Annotated in this window: 18 protein-coding genes; 7 read left to right on the plus strand and 11 right to left on the minus strand. The window is 72.3% G+C overall.

Features of this window, described 5'->3' with window-relative positions; translation table 11 throughout:
* The first annotated feature begins 13 nt into the window (after positions 1–13).
* The gene (locus ACFYSH_RS01060) at positions 14–553 is read left to right on the plus strand and encodes a TetR family transcriptional regulator (protein ID WP_359465494.1); all 540 of its coding nucleotides are present in this window, start codon (positions 14–16) and stop codon (positions 551–553) included.
* A 74-nt stretch (positions 554–627) separates the two neighbouring features.
* Here ACFYSH_RS01060 and ACFYSH_RS01065 read toward each other — a convergent pair whose 3' ends face one another.
* Genes ACFYSH_RS01065 through ACFYSH_RS01080 form a run of 4 tightly spaced genes read right to left on the minus strand, consistent with a single transcriptional unit; the run spans position 628 to position 4580 of the window.
* Positions 628–1608 (minus strand): iron-siderophore ABC transporter substrate-binding protein, encoded by a 981-nt coding sequence (locus ACFYSH_RS01065; RefSeq protein WP_359465493.1) that lies wholly within the window; start codon positions 1606–1608, stop codon positions 628–630.
* Between the two features lies 1 nt (position 1609).
* On the minus strand, positions 1610–2491 hold the full coding sequence (locus tag ACFYSH_RS01070) for an ABC transporter ATP-binding protein (RefSeq protein WP_359465491.1): 882 nt from the start codon (positions 2489–2491) through the stop codon (positions 1610–1612).
* Positions 2488–3573, minus strand: coding sequence for a FecCD family ABC transporter permease (locus tag ACFYSH_RS01075; protein ID WP_388750121.1), 1086 nt, complete (start codon positions 3571–3573; stop codon positions 2488–2490). Before ACFYSH_RS01075 ends, ACFYSH_RS01070 begins: the two co-directional genes overlap by 4 nt.
* Complete coding sequence (locus ACFYSH_RS01080) at positions 3570–4580, minus strand: FecCD family ABC transporter permease (protein WP_388750124.1); 1011 nt, start codon at positions 4578–4580, stop codon at positions 3570–3572. Before ACFYSH_RS01080 ends, ACFYSH_RS01075 begins: the two co-directional genes overlap by 4 nt.
* 200 nt (positions 4581–4780) lie before the next feature.
* Here ACFYSH_RS01080 and ACFYSH_RS01085 point away from each other — a divergent pair, with 200 nt between their 5' ends.
* Positions 4781–5398: an HAD hydrolase-like protein gene (locus ACFYSH_RS01085; RefSeq protein ID WP_359465486.1), complete on the plus strand. Its 618-nt coding sequence runs from the start codon at positions 4781–4783 to the stop codon at positions 5396–5398.
* Between the two features lie 12 nt (positions 5399–5410).
* On the opposite strand, the gene ACFYSH_RS01090 is transcribed toward ACFYSH_RS01085, so the two are convergent.
* A complete protein-coding gene (locus ACFYSH_RS01090) occupies positions 5411–5647 on the minus strand; it encodes a hypothetical protein (RefSeq protein WP_359465484.1) in 237 nt (78 codons plus the stop codon).
* A gap of 167 nt (positions 5648–5814) precedes the next feature.
* Here ACFYSH_RS01090 and ACFYSH_RS01095 point away from each other — a divergent pair, with 167 nt between their 5' ends.
* Positions 5815–6198 (plus strand): cold-shock protein, encoded by a 384-nt coding sequence (locus ACFYSH_RS01095; protein WP_388750127.1) that lies wholly within the window; start codon positions 5815–5817, stop codon positions 6196–6198.
* 36 nt (positions 6199–6234) lie between these two features.
* On the opposite strand, the gene ACFYSH_RS01100 is transcribed toward ACFYSH_RS01095, so the two are convergent.
* The 4 genes from ACFYSH_RS01100 to ACFYSH_RS01115 are packed head-to-tail and all read right to left on the minus strand — an operon-like array spanning position 6235 to position 9821.
* Entirely contained in the window at positions 6235–7140 is a 906-nt protein-coding gene (locus ACFYSH_RS01100) for a 1,4-dihydroxy-6-naphthoate synthase (protein WP_388750130.1), read from the minus strand.
* The gene (locus ACFYSH_RS01105; protein WP_359465479.1) at positions 7112–7831 is read right to left on the minus strand and encodes a futalosine hydrolase; all 720 of its coding nucleotides are present in this window, start codon (positions 7829–7831) and stop codon (positions 7112–7114) included. Before ACFYSH_RS01105 ends, ACFYSH_RS01100 begins: the two co-directional genes overlap by 29 nt.
* A 46-nt stretch (positions 7832–7877) precedes the next feature.
* Entirely contained in the window at positions 7878–8360 is a 483-nt protein-coding gene (locus tag ACFYSH_RS01110) for a DUF2771 domain-containing protein (RefSeq protein ID WP_359465477.1), read from the minus strand.
* Between the two features lie 27 nt (positions 8361–8387).
* Positions 8388–9821: an MFS transporter gene (locus tag ACFYSH_RS01115; RefSeq protein WP_359465475.1), complete on the minus strand. Its 1434-nt coding sequence runs from the start codon at positions 9819–9821 to the stop codon at positions 8388–8390.
* A 428-nt stretch (positions 9822–10249) separates the two neighbouring features.
* Here ACFYSH_RS01115 and ACFYSH_RS01120 point away from each other — a divergent pair, with 428 nt between their 5' ends.
* The 3 genes from ACFYSH_RS01120 (at position 10250) to ACFYSH_RS01130 (ending at position 15787) form a co-directional block, all read left to right on the plus strand.
* Positions 10250–11182, plus strand: a complete 933-nt coding sequence (locus ACFYSH_RS01120) for a DUF3027 domain-containing protein (RefSeq protein WP_359465473.1) — start codon at positions 10250–10252, stop codon at positions 11180–11182.
* 305 nt (positions 11183–11487) lie between these two features.
* Positions 11488–14664 carry a sacsin N-terminal ATP-binding-like domain-containing protein gene (locus tag ACFYSH_RS01125; RefSeq protein ID WP_388750135.1) on the plus strand — a complete coding sequence of 1059 codons (3177 nt, stop codon included), beginning with the start codon at positions 11488–11490 and terminating at the stop codon, positions 14662–14664.
* A gap of 271 nt (positions 14665–14935) precedes the next feature.
* Positions 14936–15787 (plus strand): DUF5707 domain-containing protein, encoded by an 852-nt coding sequence (locus ACFYSH_RS01130; RefSeq protein WP_359465470.1) that lies wholly within the window; start codon positions 14936–14938, stop codon positions 15785–15787.
* Positions 15788–15800: 13 nt separating this feature from the next.
* Here ACFYSH_RS01130 and ACFYSH_RS01135 read toward each other — a convergent pair whose 3' ends face one another.
* Entirely contained in the window at positions 15801–18209 is a 2409-nt protein-coding gene (locus tag ACFYSH_RS01135) for an HAD-IC family P-type ATPase (RefSeq protein ID WP_388750138.1), read from the minus strand.
* A gap of 92 nt (positions 18210–18301) precedes the next feature.
* Positions 18302–18598 carry a DUF2530 domain-containing protein gene (locus ACFYSH_RS01140; RefSeq protein ID WP_359465466.1) on the minus strand — a complete coding sequence of 99 codons (297 nt, stop codon included), beginning with the start codon at positions 18596–18598 and terminating at the stop codon, positions 18302–18304.
* Positions 18599–18781: 183 nt separating this feature from the next.
* On the opposite strand from ACFYSH_RS01140, the gene ACFYSH_RS01145 reads away from it, so the two are divergent.
* Positions 18782–20236: an NCS2 family permease gene (locus tag ACFYSH_RS01145; RefSeq protein WP_359465465.1), complete on the plus strand. Its 1455-nt coding sequence runs from the start codon at positions 18782–18784 to the stop codon at positions 20234–20236.
* The last annotated feature ends 25 nt before the right edge of the window (positions 20237–20261 follow it).

Consider the following 20261-nt stretch of genomic DNA (forward strand, 5'->3'; position numbering starts at 1 on the left):
CGGGCCCGTCCCCATGGCCACCGGACACACGGATCCCCAGCGGCGCGAGCGCATCCTCGCCGCCACGCTCGACCACATCGCGGAGGAGGGTGTCGCCGGCGTCTCCCACCGCAAGATCGCCGGACGCGCCGACGTCCCGCTGGGCTCGATGACGTATCACTTCGGTGGCATCGACGACCTGTTGCGCGAGGCCTTCACCCGCTTCGCCGACCACATCGTGACCGTCTTCGAGCTGTACCTGGGCCGGGCCGAGACCCCCGAGCAGGCCCGTGAGGCCGTCATCGACCTCATCCATCTGCTCTCCGAGGGGCCCCGCAGGGATCTCGTCCTCACCCAGGAGCTCTACACGCTGGCCGCCCGACGCGACGAGTACCGCGAGCTCACGCACGCGTGGATGAACCGCAGCCGCCGCCTGCTGGAGCAGCACTTCGACCCGGACACCGCCCGCCAGCTGGACGCGCTGATCGAGGGGCTGGCCCTGCACCGGTCCCTCGACACCGAGCCGCAGGGCCGCGAGCTGACGCGACTCGCGGTGCTGCGGATGACCTCCTGAACGGGAGCGCCCCCGAACCGCCTGTGGGGTGCGGACCTGACACCGCACCCCACAGGCCTCAGCTTCCGGAGCGGCTACTTCGTCAGGTCCGCCTGGAGCTCGTCCAGGATCTTGTCGGCCGCCGTGTAGCCGATGCCCTGGATCCACAGCTCGTCCTCGACCGGGAACACCTTGCCGTTCTTCACCGCGGCCATGTTCTTCCACAGGCCGCTGCCCACGGTCTGCGTCTCCTTGGACTTCTTCGCGTCCCCGTACGTCGAGTGGAAGACGACGTCCGCGTCGGCCTGGTCGATCTTCTCCGGGCTGACGTCGTACGAGAAACCGTCCTTGGCCTTGTCCACGATCGCGGGCCGGCCGAGGCCGACGTCGGCGAGGATCGTCGCGATGTAGTTCTGGCGGCCGTAGACGCGGATGTCCGCGCCCTCGACGAACCGCACCATGTTGACCTCGGTGGCCGCCGCCTTCTCCTTGCCACCGAGCGCCTCGGTGACCTCACCGACGTGCGCGGTGTACGCGGCGATGACCTTCTCGGCCGCCGGGACCTTGCCGAGCGCGTTGGCGTGGACCTGGAAGTTCTCCTTCCAGGGGTAGCCCGTGTTCTCCGTCATGACGGTCGGCGCGATCTTCGTGAGCTCGTCGTACTTGTCGCCGTGGCGGATCTTGCTGGTGAGGATCAGGTCCGGCTTCAGGCCCGCGATGGCCTCCAGGTTCGGCGTCATCATCTCGCCGACGTCCTCGATGCCCGCGACCTCGTCCTTCGGCAGGTAGCTCAGGTAACCCGACTCCGTGCCGGTGTGCGTGGCACCGACCGGCTTCACGCCGAGGGTGAGCGCGGAATCCAGCTCGGCGGTGTCCAGGACGACGACGCGCTTCGGAGCCACCGGGACCTTGATGTTGCCCATGGCCGTGGCGACCGTGTGGGTCCTGTCGCCGCCGGACGAGGAGGCCGAGCCGTCGGAACCGGACGCGGAGTCCGAGGAACCGCAGGAGGTGAGGGTCAGTGCGGCGGTGACGGCCAGCGAACCGGCGAGGAGCGGACGGGACGAGGTGGGCATGTCAGAGAGCCTTTCCTGCAGATGCTGAGGGGGACGGGGAGGGTGTCCAGGGCGCGCCGGGTACGACGAGTGGCGACCCCGTGACCGGGTCCGGGACGACGACGGCTTCCAGGCCGAAGACCTCACGGACGAGTCCGGCGGTGACGACGTCCCCGGGCCGCCCCTCGGCGACGATCCGGCCCGCCTTCATGGCGACGAGGTGGTCGGCGTACCGGGCGGCCTGGTTGAGGTCGTGCAGGACGGTGACCACCGTCCGCCCCCGGGTGCCGTCCGCCGCGGGAGCGGCGAGCCGGCGCACCAGGTCCAGGACCTCGACCTGGTGCGCGATGTCGAGATACGTCGTCGGCTCGTCGAGCAGCAGCAGATCCGTGTCCTGCGCGAGCGCCATCGCGATCCACACCCGCTGGCGCTGGCCGCCCGACAGTTCGTCCACCGGCCGGTCGCCGAGCGCGGTGATGTCCGTGCGCGCCATGGCGTCCGTCACGGCGCGCTCGTCCGCCTCCGACCACTGCTGCCACCAGCGCTGGTGCGGCTGGCGGCCCCGGGCGACCAGGTCGGACACGGTGATCGCCTCGGGCGCCACGGGTGTCTGCGGCAGCAGTCCGACGGACCGGGCGATCGTGCGGGTGGGTATGCGGGACAGCTCCGTACCGTCCAGGAGCACCGCGCCGCCGGCCGGCTTCAGCAGTCGGCCGAGCGCCCGCAGGGTCGTCGACTTGCCGCAGGCGTTGGGGCCGACGATGACCGTCACGCACCCGTCGGGAACGGCCAGGTCCAGCTCGTGCACGACGGTGCGGTCGTCGTAGGCGAGGGTCAGGGCGCGCGCCGCGAGCCTCGCATCCCCCGGGGTGGTCGCGCTGTCCGTGGAACGGGTCGTCGTCATGCGGTGCCTCCAGTGCGGCCACCGTGGCCACGGATGATCAGCCAGATCAGGTACGGGGCGCCGACCGCCGCCGTGAGCACACCCACCGGAAGCTCGGTGGGGGAGAAGAGCCTGCGGGCCAGCAGGTCCGCGAAGACGACGATCACCGCGCCGAGCAGTGCGGAACAGAGCAGCGGGATCTGCGCCGTGCGCGTCATCCGGCGGGCGATCTGCGGGGCGAGCAGCGCCACGAAGTCGACCGGCCCCGCCGTGCCCGTCGCCACCGACGCCAGGATCACGCCGAGGGCGACGAGCCCCAGCCGTACGCGTCCGAGGCGTACGCCCAGGGCCGTCGCGGTGTCGTCGTCCATCGAGACGGTGCGCTGCGCCCGCGCCGCCCACAGCACGGCGGGCAGCAGGGCCAGGAGGGCCCAGCCGATCGGGGCGGCCTCGTCCCAGCCGCGGCCGTTGAGCGAACCCGTCATCCAGATCTGCGCCTGCTGGGCGACCAGGTAGTCGCCCTTCGTCAGGAACAGGGTCGTCACCGACCGCAGGGCGATCGCGAAGCCGATCCCGATGAGGACGAACCGGGTCGCGTGGAGCCCGCCGCGCCAGGCGAAGACGTACACGAGCGCCGCCGCGGCGATGCCGCCGACGACGGAGAGGTAGGGCAGGACGGTGTACGAGGTGAGGCCGAAGGTCATCGCGCCGACCGTGAGCGCGCTCGCGCCCTGGCTGATGCCGATGATGTCGGGGCTGGCGAGCGGGTTGCGGGCGACGGTCTGGATCAGCGCCCCCGCGATCCCGAACGCGGCGCCGACGAGCAGCCCCACGACCATGCGGGGCAGCCGCAGCGTGCCCACGACGAGTTCGTCGGGAGACGGCTGTCCGAGGACGACCTTCACGACCTCGGCGGGTGCCACGAAGCTCTCGCCGACGCAGAGGTACGCGACACAGACCGCTGCCAGCAGGACGGCGAGGGCGACCGCGACGAGCCCGGCCCGCCGGTGGAGCAGGAAGCGGCCCCGCTTCCCGACCCGTACGACGCGGTAGCCGGCGGGCCGGACCGGGGTCCGTACGGGCACTGCCGTGTCCGCGCTCATGCGGGCACCGCCTTCCGGCGTACGAGGGTGACCAGGAACGGGACGCCGATCAGCGCCGTCATCACGCCCGCCGGGACCTCGCCCGGCGGGAACAGGACCCGGCCGACGACATCGGAGACGAGGAGCATCACGGGACCGACGAGGGCCGCCATCGGCAGTACCCAGCGGTGGTCGCTCCCCACGATCGCGCGGGCGATGTGCGGCACCGCGAGGCCGACGAAGGCGATCGGTCCGGCCGCCGCGACGCCCGCGCCGGTGAGCACGGTGGCCCCGATGCCACCGACGACGCGGACGGCCGCGACGTTCTGTCCAAGGCCCTTGGCGACGTCCTCGCCGAGCGCCAGCGCGTCGAGCCCGCGTGCCACGGACAGCACGAGGACGGTGCCGATCAGCAGGAACGGCCAGATCTGCTGGACGACCTCGGCCTCGCGGCCGGCGACGGAACCCACCTGCCAGAAGCGGAACTCGTCGAGCGCCGAGGCCTTGGTGGTGAGCACCGCCATGGTCACCGACACCAGCAGGGCGTTGATCGCGGCCCCGCCCAGCGCGAGCTTCACCGGTGTCGCACCGCCGCGGCCCCGGGAGGCGACGGCGTACACCGCGACGGAGGCGACGGCGGCCCCGGCGAAGGCGAACCACACATAGCCGGTGAGGGTGTGGATCCCGGCGTACGCGATGGCCAGGACGACGGCGACCGAGGCGCCCTGGCTGATCCCGAGGATCCCCGGGTCGGCGATGGGGTTGCGCGTGATGCCCTGGAGCACCGTGCCCGCGAGGGCGAGCGCGGCGCCGACCATCAGCCCGATCAGGGTGCGCGGCACCCGCATCTGCCGGATGACCTCGGCGGCGTCGGAGTGCCCGCCGTGCAGCAGGGCGTCCAGCACAGCCGACGGCGCGATGGTGCGCGCCCCCACGGCGAGGCTGAGCAGGACGGCGAGCAGCAGCGCGACGAGGGCGGCGGCGGTCGCGAGCGCGCGTCTGGACAGGCGTGGAGCGGCGGCTGCCATCGGTACCAATCGGGGTGGGCGCGGGCCAATGAGCGCAGGGTGCGGGACAATACGAGGTAAGGCTTGGCTAAGTCTATGTGCGGCCTCCGTGCCGGGGGAGGCGGCCCGCCCCTTCCGGCACCGGGCCGCCGCCCGGCACCGGGGCCCGCACCTTCTGGGCGGCCCGGCACCCGGGCCGGCGCGGTCGGCACAATGGCAGCATGCCTTCACACACTCCGACGGTCGGATTCGACCTCGACATGACGCTCATCGACTCCCGGCCCGGCATCAAGGCCGCCTACGAGACACTGGCCGCCGAGACGGGTGTGTACATCGACACCGACCTCGTCGTCAGCCGGCTCGGCCCACCGCTCGAGGACGAGATGCGCAACTGGTTCCCGGCCGACGCGGTCGACGAGGCGTGCGACCGGTACCGCGCGCTCTACCCGGACACGGCGATCACGCCGACGACCGCGCTCCCCGGCGCCAGGGAAGCCGTCGAGGCCGTCCAGGCGCTGGGCGGGCGGGCGATGGTCGTCACCGCGAAGTACGAGCCGAACGCCAAGCTGCACCTCGCGCACCTCGGCATCGCCGCGGACGTGCTGATCGGCGGGCTGTGGGCCGAGGGCAAGGCGGAGGCGCTCCTCGAGCACGGCGCGCAGGTCTACGTCGGCGACCACACCGGGGACGTCCGGGGGGCGCGAGCGGCGGACGCGCTGTCGGTCGGCGTCACCACCGGCCCGTGCGACGAGGACGAGCTGCGCGCCGCCGGAGCCGATGTGATCCTGCCGGACCTCACGGCGTTCCCCGCCTGGCTGCGGACCTTCGCGGCGGGGTGAGCGCTGCTGCCGCTACCGTGCGGCGGCGCGCTCCGGGGAGTTCTTCCACACCGACCGCACCACCCCGGCGGCCGCGATGAGGAAGCCCAGGCCCATCAGCATGCACACCGCGTAGGCGATGGGCGGGAACGCCTCGGTGCCCAGGAACAGTGGGGCCACGGTGACCAGAGTGGCCAGTGCGCCGATGAAGAAGACGATTGCGCCGACCTGTACGAGCCGGTCGCCTGCGCCGGAAGGAGTAGTAGTCACCCGGTCAGGGTAGTTCCCCGCTCGGCGGAACCGTCCGGCGACGTCTTGTGTCCGGCCCCTGGGCCATTAGCCTGGGGCATGGCGGGTCGGGAGACCCGCTGTACTGCTATCAGGAGCCGTCTCGCGGCTCTCCCGCATCACCGACGAGTACGAGGACGAGGACAGACGTGCCCACGGGTAAGGTCAAATGGTTCAATTCGGAAAAGGGCTTCGGCTTTCTTTCGCGCGACGACGGCGCAGACGTCTTCGTCCATTCCTCCGTACTCCCAGCAGGCGTCGACGCGCTCAAGCCCGGCCAGCGCGTCGAATTCGGTGTGGTCGCGGGTCAGCGCGGTGACCAGGCCCTTTCCGTGGTGGTCCTCGACCCCACGCCGTCCGTCGCCGCCGCACAGCGGCGCAAGCCGGACGAGCTGGCCTCGATCGTGCAGGACCTGACGACGGTGCTGGAGAACATCACGCCACAGCTGGAGCGGGGCCGCTACCCCGACAAGGCGGCGGGCGCGAAGATCGCCGGCCTGCTGAGGGCGGTCGCCGACCAGCTCGACGTCTGACGGGAGGCCGGGCCCGTGCGGCCCGGCCCTCGCACGTCAGCGCGCGGTGACGGAGAACGCGTCCGGGGCCAGCGCCGGTACGAGGCCCTCGGCCGCCGCCCGGGTCAGCAGGCCGCGGATCGCCGCGTAGCCGTTCTCGCCGAGGTCGGCGGTGAACTCGTTCACGTAGAGCCCGATGTGCTGGTCGGCCACGGCCGGGTCCATCTCCTGGGCGTGCTCCAGGACGTACGGACGCGAGCGCTCCGGGTCGTCCCAGGCCATCCGCACCGACGTACGGATGGCGTCCGACAGCCGGTTCAGCGTCTCCTCGCCCAGCGAACGCCTGGCGATGATCGCGCCGAGCGGGATCGGCAGGCCGGTGGTCCTCTCCCAGTGCTCGCCCATGTCGGCGAGGCTGTGCAGGCCGTAGTTCCGGTAGGTGAAGCGGGCCTCGTGGATGACGAGCCCGGCGTCCACGCGGCCGTCGCGCACCGCGGGCATGATCTCGTCGAACGGCATGACGACGATCTCGCCCACGCCGTCCGGGACGGCCTCGGCCGCCCACAGCCGGAACAGCAGATAGGCGGTGGAGCGCTCGCTCGGCACGGCGACGGTCCTGCCCGTCAGGTCCGTGCCCGGCTCCCGGGTGAGGACGAGCGGCCCGCAGCCGCGCCCCAGGGCGCCGCCGCACGGCAGCAGCGCGTACTCGTCGAGCACCCACGGCAGGACGGCGTACGACACCTTCAGCACGTCGAACTCGCCGCGCTCGGCCATGCCGTTGGTGAGGTCGATGTCGGCGAAGGTGACGTCGAGGGCGGGCGCGCCGGGGACCCTTCCGTGTGCCCAGGCGTCGAAGACGAAGGTGTCGTTCGGACACGGCGAGAAGGCGATCCGCAGTGCGGGCAGCGGTGCGCCGGCGGAGCCGGTCGCGGGGTCAGTCACGGTGTCGGTCGAGTCGGTCATGCCGGGTCCAACTTTCCACTACGGGTGCGGTCTTCCCGAACGCCTCGGTGAGCGCCGCCAGGGCGTCGCCGATGCGCCAGGCCTCGCGGTCGCGCGGCCCCACGGTGTTCGAGACGGCCCGGAGCTCCAGCGCCGGTACGCCCGACCGGTCGGCGGCCTCCGCGACGCCGAAGCCCTCCATGGCCTCGGCGACGGCTCCGGGATGCGCGGCCAGCAGAGCGGCGGTCCGGGCCGCGCTGCCGGTCACGGTGGAGACGGTGAGGACGGGGCCCGGCACGGCGCCGGTCGCCCGGGCCACGTCCCGTACGAGCGCGACGGGCGGCAGGAAGGTGTCCCTGCCGAAACCGAGGCCGGTGACGGGCACGAAGCCGTCCGGGGTCTCGGCGCCCAGGTCCGCGGCGACGATGCGGGTCGCCACGACGAGGGAGCCGACGGGCGCGGCGGGTGCGAAGCCGCCGCCGATGCCGGCCGACACGACCGCCGCGTACGGCTGCGAGGCGGGCGCCGCGGCGAGGGCGAAGGCCGTGGCGGCCGCCGCGGCGGCCGGGCCCGCGCCGCCCGCGAGGACGTCGAACGGGCCCGCCCGGTGCAGTTCGGCGCCCGGCACCTCACGGACCTCCGGGGCACCCCCGCACGCACGCGTGACCGCGTCCCTCTCGACGGGGACAGCGGTCACGACAAGCACCCGCACAGCGGTGGTCCTCGAGGTCGGAGGGTCGGTCAGGGGTGAAAAGGGGTCAGGACGTCTTCGTGAGCTGGAAGTGCCAGATGCCCGTGAGCTTCTGACCCTGGGTCTCGACGATGCTGACCTGCGTCTTGTCCGCCGTGGTCTCGCCGGTCTGGCTGGCGAAGAAGGCGCTGCCGGGGATCGACCGGTAGGTCCGCTTGTACGGCTCCTGCTCGGCCTGCTGGCCGTTGATGAAGAGGGTCCAGCCCTTCTCGGCGACCTCGGGGTCGACGCCGAAGCGGACCTTGTCGTCCATGGCGACCTCGACGGACTTCTCCGCCTTCTTGTTCAGGCAGCCCTGGATCTCGGACTCCTTGAGGGCCTTGCCGTCGTTGTAGCAGGACGCCTCGGTGCTCACCGAGGTGTCGCCGACCGTCACGGTGGCGAGCGGCGTCGGCTTGTCGCAGGCGGACAGGACAAGGAGTCCCGCGGACACGGCACCAAGAGCGACGCCGATTCGACGGCCCTTACCGGAGAAGAACGCAACGGTCATGCGCCGAAGGTTATCGGTCGGTGCCGCTCACGCCACGCGGGGGTGCGGCGAGCCGCGTCGCGCGGCTCCCAGGAGGCCCCGTACGGAGGCAGTGGCACCCAGGGCGAGGAGCCCGGCGGCGACGGACATGCCGAGTACTCCGCTCAGGGGCAGTGCGATGCCGATCGCGCCGCCGACGACCCAGGCCATCTGGAGCAGCGTCTCCGACCGGGCGAACGCCGACGTACGCACCTCCTCCGGCACGTCGCGCTGGATCATCGCGTCCAGCGACAACTTCGACAGGGCCTGTGTGAAACCGGCGACCGCGGCGAGAGCGGCGACCATGACGGTGCTGAAGAACACCGCCGCCAGCACGGCGGCCCCCAGGGCGAGCCCCAGCACCGTCGCGACGATCACCTCAGGACCGCGGGCTCTGAGCCAGGAGCCGACCGCCGTGCCGCAGGCGTTGCCGGTACCGGCCGCCACGCCGACGATGCCGAGGGAGACGGCGGCGCTCTGTCCGGCCAGCGGGTGCTCGCGCAGCAGGAACGCCAGGAAGAAGATGAGGAAGCCGGAGAGCGCGCGGTGCGAGGCGTTCGCCTGCAGGCCGTGCAGGACGGACGGCCCCACGGACCGCAGTCCCGGCGGTCTCTCCCGCCCCTTCCGCCGCCCGATTCTGGTGCTGCCGCTCCTGCCGTCCTCGGACGTGCCGCGTGGGACGACCGGGCGGGCCGCCTCCCCGTGCGGGACGGCGAGGCGGGCTTTGCGCTCGCCCTTCGCGGAGTCGACCTTGTGGGGCAGTGTGAAGGCGAGGACCGTCCCGCCGAGGAAGATCGCGCAGGCCCCGTAGAGCGGCCAGGGGGACCCGACGCTCTGCAGCCCCGCCCCGATCGGCGCCGCGACACCGGTGGCCAGCAGCCCGGCCAGGGTCACCCGCGCATTCGCCTTCACCAGCGGGAAGCGGGGTGGCAGGAGACGGGGCACGACGGCGCTGCGCACGACCCCGTACGCCTTCGAGCTGACCAGGACGCCCAGAGCCGCCGGATAGAGCTCCAGACCACCCGTGGCCACCGCGCCCGACATCGTGATCGCGAGTACGGCCCGGGCGAACATCGCACCGGCCATCGCGGCGCGGCGGCCGTGCGGCAGACGGTCCAGGAGGGGGCCGATCACCGGCGCGAGCAGCGTGAAGGGGGCCATCGTGACGGCGAGGTAGAGAGCGACGCGCCCGCGCGCCTCGTCCGTCGGTACGGAGAAGAACACCGTGGAGGCGAGCGCCACGGTGATCATGACGTCACCGGCGCCGTTGACCGCGTGCAGCTCGATCAGCTTGCCGAGTCCGGACTCGCCCGCCCCGTGGGCGTGGGTCGCCTTCCGGATCCCCCGCGCGGTGCCCGTGAACGGGGCGCGCAGGGCACGGCCCATCGCCCGGGCCGCCCTGCGGAGCGGACCGGACCCGTCGGACGACCTGGCGGCAGCCACGTGGTCATAGTGCCCCACCCCCTGCCGGGACGAACCCATGGTCCGGCCGCAGCGCGGCGGCTGCCGCTCCGTCGGGTGAGCCGGCCCGGCCGCGAGACGGCTGGACGCACCACCGGCTCCGGCCGGATCGGCCCCTGCCCCGAGGGGTTCCCGTCCAGGATGCGGTCCGGTTCGGGACGGGCAGGTGGGCGTGGGGCGGCGGAGAGGGTAGCGTGCACTCACGCGCCACCGGCGGTTGTACTTGGCCGCGCGCCTCTCCGCGATCCCGCAGAATGGGTGGCAGAAGGCGCGCCCGAGGCAGGCACAACGGGTGTGGACGTCGACGCGGCCCCCAGGTCCGCTCCGCCCACAACTGTCATGGCCGAAATCGGACATCGATGGAGCTGCTGGCGCGCTCGTGAGACGGCGTATGGAGAGAAGCGAGACCTGTGAGTGCTGCGACGACGCGAAGCCGTACGGCCCGTACCCCCGCCCCTGACCGTCTGTGCGCCGAGGCGGTAGACCTCGCACGCGCGGCGGCGGAGGAGGCTGCCGCACCCGGAGTGGTGGGTGAGCACGTGGCCCTGGTCTCCGAGGGTGACCGGGTGGTCACGCACTACTTCGAGTCGAAGGAGCCCGGCTACCGGGGCTGGCGCTGGGCGGTGACGGTCGCCAGGGCCTCCCGCGCCAAGAACGTCACCCTTGACGAAACGGTGCTGCTGCCCGGGTCCGACGCGCTCCTCGCCCCCGAGTGGGTGCCCTGGAGCGAGCGGCTGCGGCCCGGTGACATGGGCCCCGGTGACCTCCTGCCCACCGAGGCGGAGGACCCACGCCTGGAGCCCGGCTGGACGGGCGAGGACGAGCCCCTGCCGAACAGCGCCGTCTCCGAGGTGTCGCAGGAGCTGGCCGCCCTCGCCGACGTGGAGGACGCGGAGCTGACGACGCTGCCCGCGACGAGCCGCGGCTCGATCGCCGCGGTCGCCGACGAGCTCGGCACCCGGCGTGCGCGGGTGCTGTCCCGGTACGGGCTGCGGGTGGCCGCGGACCGGTGGGACGAGGAGTTCGGCGCGAGGACGCCCATGGCGCAGGCGGCTCCGGCTTCCTGCGTCACCTGCGCCTTCCTGGTCCCGATGGCGGGCTCGCTGAAGCAGGCCTTCGGGGTCTGCGCGAACGAGTTCGCCCCGGCGGACGGCCGGGTGGTCTCCCTGTCGTACGGCTGCGGGGGGCACTCCGAGGCGGCGGTCATGCCGAAGCCGCCGAAGCCGGTGCCGCACGCGCTGGACACGATGCGGGTGGACGACTACTCGCTGCGCCCGGCGGACGACTCCGGCTCGGTCCCGGACCGGCCGGACGGCTCGACGGAGGACCTCGGCCACTCCTGACTCCGCAGGCCGGGGAAGCCGGCGATCACCGGCTTCCCGGTCGCGGTACCTTCGGGCGCACACCGGGGTCTTTCGTTCGGATCAGGCCGGACCAGGGAGCGGGGTCTGGCGCCGTGCGTCGCAAGGCGGAGGATTGAGGCAACGCGGAGCGTTCGGGGTCTCCCCTGCTCGAACGAAGTTGAGAGCTTGGGGAAGACTGACGACAGCGCCGCGAGGTGCGGCACCAGGGCACGCGAGCCCGGCATGATCCAAACGAGAGGCCCCGGCGTCACGGGTCACCGGAAGAGCGGAGTACGAGCGTGGGCATGAATGCGACCGAGGGGGCCGATCCGTTCGGGACGGCGCGACTACGGCGCGGCGTGCTCGACGCCTGGGGCGCCGGCCCCGCCCGCTTCCGGGAGGACGCGAACGCCGAGGAGGACCTCGCCCTGGGCGGCTACCGCGACCGCCTGGTCGTCGAGCTGGCCCAGAACGCCGCCGACGCCGCCGCCCGCGCCGGTGTCCCCGGCCGGCTGCGCCTCACCCTCCACGAGGCGGGCGCGGACGGCCCCGCGGTCCTCGCCGCCGCCAACACCGGCGCGCACCTCGACGCGACCGGCGTCGAGTCGCTGAGCACCCTGCGGGCCTCCGCCAAGCGTGAGGACCACGAGTCGGCCGTCGGCCGCTTCGGCGTCGGCTTCGCCGCCGTACTGGCCGTCAGTGACGAGCCCGCCGTCATCGGGCGTCACGGCGGCGTCCGCTGGTCCCTCGCCGAGGCGCGCGACCTCGCGCGGCAGGCGGCCGTCGGCAGCCCCGGCCTCGGTGACGAACTGCGCCGCCGCGACGGACACGTACCGCTGCTCCGGCTCCCGCTGCCCGCCGAGGGCACCGCTCCAGACGGTTACGACACCGTGGTCGTCCTGCCGCTCCGCGACGGCGTCGCCGAGGACCTCGTGGGCAGGCTGCTCGACGGCGTGGACGACGCGCTGCTCCTGACGCTCTCGGGTCTCGACGAGGTCGTGATCGAGACCTCCGGCGGCGTACGGACACTGCGCCGCTCGCAGCACGGCCCGTACACGCACGTCGACGACTCCGCGCACGGCCTCCACCGCTGGCGCACCGTCGCGGCCCACGGCGCCCTGGAGGCCGCGCTGCTGGCCGACAGGCCCGTCGAGGAACGGCTGCGTCCGTACTGGTCGGTGACGTGGGCCGTGCCCGTCGACGAGGACGGGGCGCCCCAGCACCCCCGTACGGCGCCCGTCGTGCACGCGCCGACCCCCACCGACGAGCCCCTCGGAGTCCCCGCGCTGCTCATCGCCTCCCTCCCGCTCGACACCACCCGCCGGCACCCCGCGCCGGGCCCGCTGACCGACTTCCTGGTGGAGCGCGCGGCCGACGCCTACGCCGACCTGCTGGCGGGCTGGGAGCCCGTGTCCGTCGCCACGATCGCGCTGGTGCCGGGCGTTCTCGGCACGGGGCAGCTCGACGGTGCGCTGCGGGCCGCGATCCTGGAACGGCTGCCCCGGGTGGCCTTCCTGGAGCCCGCCGCGCCCTGGGACCCGGCCGAGGCGGCCGGCCAGTGGGACGACTGGGACGGCACCGGAGCCCCGCGCCCGGGGACGACCGCGCTGCGGCCGGTCGAGGCCGAGGTGGTCGAGGGCGTGGGCGACGCCACCGTACGGGTCCTCGCCGAGGTCCTGCCCTGTCTGCTGCCCGCCGGTCTGGAGCGCCGCACCGAGCTGCGCGCGCTGGGCGTCGCCCGGGTTCCGCTGACCGAGGCCGTCGACCGGCTGGCCGGTCTTGAGCGCGGCCCGGACTGGTGGCGGCGGCTGTACGACAGCCTGGCCGGCGTCGACCCCGACCGGCTCTCCGGACTGCCCGTGCCCCTCGCGGGCTCGGGGGACACGCCCCGCACCACCATCGGCCCCCGCCAGGTCCTCCTGCCCCTGCCGGACGCGTCGGCCTCGCCCGTCCTCGGCCGGCTGGCCCGGCTCGGGCTGAAGGTGGCCCACCCGGATGCCGCGCACCCCCTGCTGGAGAAGCTGGGCGCCCTGCCCGCCACGCCCCGCGCCGTCCTGACGACCCCGCAGGTCCGGGCCGCCGTCGCCGGTTCGCTGGAGGCGGGCGAGGTGTGGGACGAGGACGCCCTGGACGGTGACGAGCTCGCCGAGACCGTCCTCGCACTCGTACGCGACGCGGATCTCATGCCCGGCGACGAGCCCTGGCTGGGCGCGCTCGCCCTGCCCGACGAGGACGGCGAACCCGCTCCCGCCGGTGAACTCGTCCTGCCGGGCAGCCCGTTCGCCGAGGTGATGCGCGAGGGCGAACTCGCGCTGTGCGATGCGGAACTGGCCGAGCGCTGGGGCGAACAGCCCCTGACCGCCTGCGGGGTGCTGGCCACCTTCGCTCTCGTGCGGGCCACCGACGTGGTCCTGGATCCGGACGAACTGGAGCCGCGTGACAGCGACTTCGCCGAGCCGGACGACGCCGGACTGCTCGACGCCGTCGACGTGTGGTGCGAGGACGTCCTGGACCAGCTGCCGGACACCCCGGTGCCGCCGGTCGCCACCGAGATCGTCGCCGTACGCGACCTGGACCTCGTGGACGACGACGCCTGGCCGCAGGCCCTGGCGATGCTCGCCCGCCCGCCGCTGCGCGACGCGCTGACCCAGCCGGTACGGGTGCTGCTCCCGGACGGCACCACGCAGTCCGTACGGCCCTACACCGCATGGTGGCTGCGCGATCACCCCGTGCTCGACGGCCGCCGTCCGGCCGGGCTGCGCGCGGCAGGTGGCGACCCGCGCCTGGCCGGTCTGTACGACTCCGCCGACGCGACGGGCTTCGACGACGCGCAGGTGCTGCGCGCCCTCGGCGTACGGACGTCGGTGGCCGCGCTCCTGGACGAGCCGGGCGGGGCGGCGGAGCTGCTGGGCCGGCTCGCCGACGAGGAGCGTCCCGTGGGCCCCGTGCAGCTGCATTCGCTGTACACGGCGCTCGCCGAGCTGGATCCCGAACAGGTCACGCTGCCCGATGAGTTGCGGGCAGTCGTGGACGACGAGGTGCGGGTCGCCGACGCGGCCGACGTCGTGATCGCCGACGCCCCCGACCTGCTGCCGCTGACCGGCGGCCTTCCGCTGCTGCCGGTGGCCCCCGCACGGGCGGCCGAGCTGGCCGACCTGCTCCAGGTTCGGCGGCTCGGCGAGAGCGTCGAGGCCGTGGTGACGTCCGAGGGCGAGGAGCACCAGGTGCCGGAGTCCGTACGCATCCTGCTCGGCGCCGGGACCCCCGACACCTACGTCGAGCACGGTGAACTGCGCGCCGGGGGCGTTGAGTTGGACTGGCGCCGCACGCCGGACGGTGTGGTCCACGCGTCCACGGTGGAGGGTGTGGCCGCGGGTCTCGCGTGGGCGGCCGGCCAGTGGCCCCGCCGCTTCGAGGTGGCGGCCCTGCTGGAGGACCCGTCCCGGACGGAGGAGCTGGCCCGGGACCGCTGGTTCGACTGAGCGGCCCGTCAGGGCCGTCCGGGGCTCAGCCCTCCTGGACGGCCCTGACCGCCGGGCCACCGGCGAACCGGGCTGGCTGAAAGAGGAGTTGTCGCCGGAGGAGCCCTACCCAGATCCGGTCGACGCATGCGATCTTCACGAGAAATACACACAGGGTGCACAACCATCCACACCTGTGCGCTGTCTGTTCGTGCGAGTCACCGGACTCATCGACCAGATGGGGACCACCGGCAGCACCTCCCGGTGGTCCCCCTGCTCCACAGGGGAACACATGCGTATTCGCGCCACCGTCGCCGCAGTTTCCGGCGCCCTGGCCCTGTCCGCTCTCGCCGTTCCGACGGCGCAGGCCGACGACGGCCGCACCTGGACGCCCGACTTCGGATTCTCCGCACCGGAGCGGTCCAACGGGCGGATGGCCGCCCGCGCGGTCACCGCCACCGACGACCTCGTGATCAACAAGGCCGTCGTGAACGGCGGCAAGCCCATCGTGGTGGGCACCACCACACCGAAGAAGGTCACCGTCGCCATCACGGCCACGGACGACTCTGGCATCGCCGACGCCGGCACGATCCTGTGGACCGGCAGCACCATGGAGTCCGAGGACAGCTTCGGCTTCACACAGAACGAGGACGCCGCCACGTGCAAGGCGGTCAACGCGAAGACCTCCACCTGCACGCTCACGGTCACCGTCGACCCGGCATGGCTGATCAACTCCGACGCGACCAGCTGGAAGGTCGGCGCCGCGGTGCTCAGCAAGGACGGCCAGGTCGTCCAGAAGGACGCCTTCGCCAGGGCGAAGGTCCAGCGCCTCTCCAAGCTGACCGTCAACGCCGCGCCGGAGCCCGTCAAGAAGGGCAGGACCATCACGGTCACCGGCAAGCTCTCCCGCGCGAACTGGGAGACCGGCACCTACAAGGGCTACACCGGGCAGCCCGTCAAGCTGCAGTTCCGCAAGAAGACCAGCAGCACCTACACCACCGTCAGGACCATCAAGACGAACAGCACCGGCGTGCTGAAGACCACGGCCAAGGCCTCGGTGGACGGCTACTGGCGCTACAGCTTCGCCGGCACGTCGACCACCCCGGCGGTCACGACCGCGGGTGACTTCGTCGACGTGAAGTAGACAAGCTCCCGCACTACGGGCGGAAGCGGCGGCCGACCATACGCCAGGCCAGTTCCAGGACGGCCGCCGCTGCCGCAGCGATCCCCACCGCGGCCCACGGCATCGTCGTGCCCACCAGCTTCAGCGCGAAGAAGTCCTGGAGCCACGGCACCGCGAGCACGACGAGGAAGCCCAGGCCCATCGTCGCCACCAGGGCGACCCGCCACCAGGTGTACGGGCGCGCGATGATCGCCAGGACCCACATGGAGACCAGGAACAGCGTGAGGGTCGCCGCGCTCGTCTCCGCGTCGAGGGCGCCCGTACCGGCGTAGTGGTGGCGGGCGATCAGATACGTGGTGAAGGTGGCCGCCGCCGCGATGACCCCGGAGGGGATCGCGTAGCGCATGACACGGCGTACGAAGTGCGGCTGGGCCCGCTCCTTGTTGGGGGCGAGCGCCAGGAAGAACGCCGGGACGCCGATCGTCAGTGTGGACAGCAGCGTGAGGTGGCGCGGCAGGAACGGGTACTCCACCTGGAAGCAGACCACCAGGATCGCCAGCAGCACCGAGTAGACCGTCTTCGTCAGGAAGAGGGTGGCGACCCGGGTGATGTTGCCGATGACGCGGCGGCCCTCCGCCACGACCGACGGCAGCGTCGCGAAGCTGTTGTCCAGCAGCACGATCTGGGCCACCGCGCGGGTCGCCTCCGAGCCGGAGCCCATCGAGACCCCGATGTCGGCGTCCTTCAGCGCGAGCACGTCGTTGACCCCGTCGCCGGTCATCGCGACCGTGTGCCCGCGTGACTGGAGGGCTCCGACCATGTCCCGTTTCTGCTGGGGTGTGACCCGCCCGAAGACGGCGTTCCGTTCGATCTCCGTCGCCATGTCGTCACGCCCCTCCGGAAGCCGGCGGGCGTCCACGGGGTGCTCGGCGCCCGGCATCCCCAGCTTCTGGGCGACCGCGCCGACCGAGACGGCGTTGTCACCGGAGATGACCTTCGCGGCGACGTTCTGGTCGTCGAAGTAGGCCAGGGTCTGCCCGGCGTCGGGCCGCAGCCGCTGTTCCAGGACGACGAGCGCGGTGGGTACGGCGCCGGAGGCGGCGTCCGGGGCGTCCAGTTCGCCCGGCACCCGGGCGAGCAGCAGGACCCGCAGCCCCTGTTCGTTCAGGTGACCGGTGTCGGCGAGGGCCGGGTCGTCGGCACCCAGCAGCACGTCGGGGGCGCCGAGCAGCCAGGCGGACGCCGCTCCGTCGCCCTCGGTGAAGGCGGCGCCGCTGTACTTGCGGGCCGAGGAGAAGGGCATGGCCTGGGTGACGCCCCAGCCCTCGCCGTCCGGGTAGGCGTCGACGATGGCCTGGAGGCTGGCGTTGGGCCGGGGGTCGGAGGCGCCCAGGGCGCCCAGGACGCGGCGGACGTAGTCCTCGTCGGTGCCGTTCAGCGGACGGACCTCGGTGACGTCCATGCCGCCCTCGGTGAGGGTGCCGGTCTTGTCCAGGCAGACGATGTCGACCCGGGCCAGGCCTTCGATGGCGGGCAGCTCCTGCACGAGACACTGCTTGCGGCCGAGCCGGATGACCCCGATCGCGAAGGCGACCGAGGTGAGCAGGACCAGGCCCTCGGGGATCATCGGGACGATGCCGCCGACCGTGCGGGCGATCGAGTCCTTGAGGTCGGTGTCCTTGACGACCAGCTGGCTGATGATGAGCCCGATCGCCGTCGGCACCATCATCCACGTCACGTACTTGAGGATCGTGCTGATGCCGCTGCGGAGTTCGGACTGGACGAGGGTGAAGCGGGACGCCTCCTCGGCGAGCTGCGCGGCGTACGCCTCGCGGCCGACCTTGGTGGCGGTGAACGCCCCGCCGCCCGCGACGACGAAGCTGCCGGACATCACCGGGTCGCCGGGCCGCTTGAGCACGGGGTCGGCCTCGCCGGTCAGGAGCGACTCGTCGATCTCCAGGCTGTCCGCCTCGACGACCGTGCCGTCGACGACGGCCTTGTCCCCGGGGCCCAGTTCGACCAGGTCACCGAGGACGATCTCGGAGACGGAGACCTCGGCGGCGCTTCCGTCGCGCCGCACCGTCGGTTTCGCCTCGCCGATCACCGCGAGGCTGTCCAGGGTCTTCTTCGCGCGCCACTCCTGCACGATGCCGATCCCGGTGTTCGCGACGATCACGAAGCCGAAGAGGCTGTCCTGGATCGGCGCGACGGCCAGCATGATCACCCAGAGCACGCCGATGAGCAGGTTGAACCGGGTGAGGACGTTCGCGCGGACGATCTCGGTGACCGAACGGGAGGAGCGGACCGGTACGTCGTTGACCTCCCCCCGGGCGACCCGCTCGGCGACCTCGGCGGTGGTCAGCCCGCCGGGCGCCGCGATCGCGGGAGAGGTCCGTACGGATTCCGGCTGTTCACCGGAGGAGTCGAGTGCCCGCTGCGTCATGAGTCCGACCGTACGGGCGGAAGCCGTGCTTCACCCTCCGGGCGGCCGAGGATCCGACCGTGGGGGGACCGCAACGGTACCGGGGTCGTACGTCAGGAACGCGCGGTGCCGGACGGCGCCGGCCCGGCGGCGGCCGCATCGGCCTGCGCCGCGGCCCGCTCGATCGCCGCGGCACGTCCCCGGACGTACCAGATTCCGATCAGGCCCAGTCCCGCTCCGGCCAGGCAGACCCAGATCCACCATGCGTGCCCGCGGTCGTCGAACCAGCCGTAGAAGGGAACCTGCACGAGGAAGAGGACGAACCAGAGGATCGTGCCGCCGGTGATGGTGGCGACGACGGGACCCTCCAGGGGCTCGGGTGCCTCGTGCTTCGGTGTCCACTTCTCCATGGGGCAAGTCTATGGGCTGTGGCGGGCGGGGGCCGCAGGCCAGTCGGCCCAAGGATCTACGCGCGGAGATAGCGATCTTCGACTTATGTATTCATACTGAATCTGCTCATGGGTGACTCGATTTATTCGTGTGAACATCCAAAAATGACCACTTTCATCCTCTCGCACGACTGAAGGTCACACATGTCCTCCTCGGCCACCGCTCCGGTCGAACAGCCGCCGACGCCGCAGCAGCAGCCTCATGGCGTACTCGACCGTTACTTCAAGATCTCCGAGCGGGGGTCGACGGTCGCCCGCGAGGTCCGTGGCGGTTTCGCCACCTTCTTCGCGATGGCGTACATCATCGTGCTCAACCCGATCATCCTCGGCAGCGCGAAGGACATGTACGGGAACCAGCTGGACGGGGGCCAGCTCGTCACGGCCACCGTGCTGGCGGCCGCGTTCTCCACGCTCCTGATGGGTGTCATCGGCAACGTGCCGATCGCGCTCGCCGCCGGTCTCGGCGTCAACACCGTCGTCGCCCTCCAGCTCGCCCCCCGGATGAGCTGGCCCGACGCGATGGGCATGGTCGTCCTCGCGGGCATCGTCGTGATGCTGCTGGTCGCCACCGGACTGCGTGAGCGCGTGATGAACGCCGTGCCGCGCTCGCTCCGCAAGGGCATCGCGATGGGCATCGGCCTCTTCGTGCTGCTGGTCGGCCTGGTCGACTCGGGCTTCGTCTCCCGCATCCCGGACGCCGCGCACACCACGGTGCCGCTGCAGCTGGGCAACGACGGTCACCTCAACGGATGGCCGGTCCTGGTCTTCGTCCTCGGCGTGCTGCTGACCCTGGCACTGATCGTCCGCAAGGTGCCGGGCGCGATCCTGCTCTCCATCGTCGTCATGACGGTCGTCGCGCTGGTCATCGAGGCGGTCGCGGATCTGCCCGCCGGTGCCTGGGGGCTGACGGTCCCGGAGTGGCCGGGCAACCCCGTCTCCTCCCCGGACTTCGGTCTCATCGGTGAGGTCAGCCTGTTCGGCGGGTTCGGGAAGGTCGGCCTGCTGACCGGCATCCTCTTCGTCTTCACGGTGCTGCTGTCCTGCTTCTTCGACGCGATGGGCACCATCCTCGGCGTCGGGGACGAGGCGAAGCTGATGGACAAGGACGGTCACTTCCCGGGGATCAACAAGGTCCTGCTGGTCGACGGTGTCGCCGTCGCCGCGGGTGGTGTGAGCTCCTCCTCCGCGTCGACCTGCTTCGTGGAGTCCACGGCGGGCGTCGGCGAGGGCGCCCGTACCGGGCTCGCCAGCGTGGTGAGCGGTCTGCTGTTCTCGGTGGCGCTGCTCCTGACCCCCCTGGCGACGATGGTCCCCTCGCAGGCGGCCACTCCGGCGCTGGTGGCGGTCGGGTTCCTGATCCTCGCGGGCAATGTGCGCGATGTGGACTGGAGCGACTTCACGCTCGCCATCCCGGCCTTCCTGGCCATGCTGATGATGCCGCTCACCTACTCGATCACCAACGGCATCGGGATCGGCTGCATCGCCTTCAGTGCGATGCGGCTGGCGGCGGGCCGCGGCCGGGAGGTCCCGGCGGCCATGTACGTGGTGTCCGCGGTCTTCGTCTTCTACTACGCGATGCCGGCGCTCGGCCTCACGTAGGCGCGGACGTCCCCACTCCTACGGG

The sequence above is a fragment of the Streptomyces sp. NPDC005791 genome (assembly GCF_042871485.1).
In the GTDB taxonomy this organism is placed as follows: Bacteria; Actinomycetota; Actinomycetes; order Streptomycetales; family Streptomycetaceae; genus Streptomyces.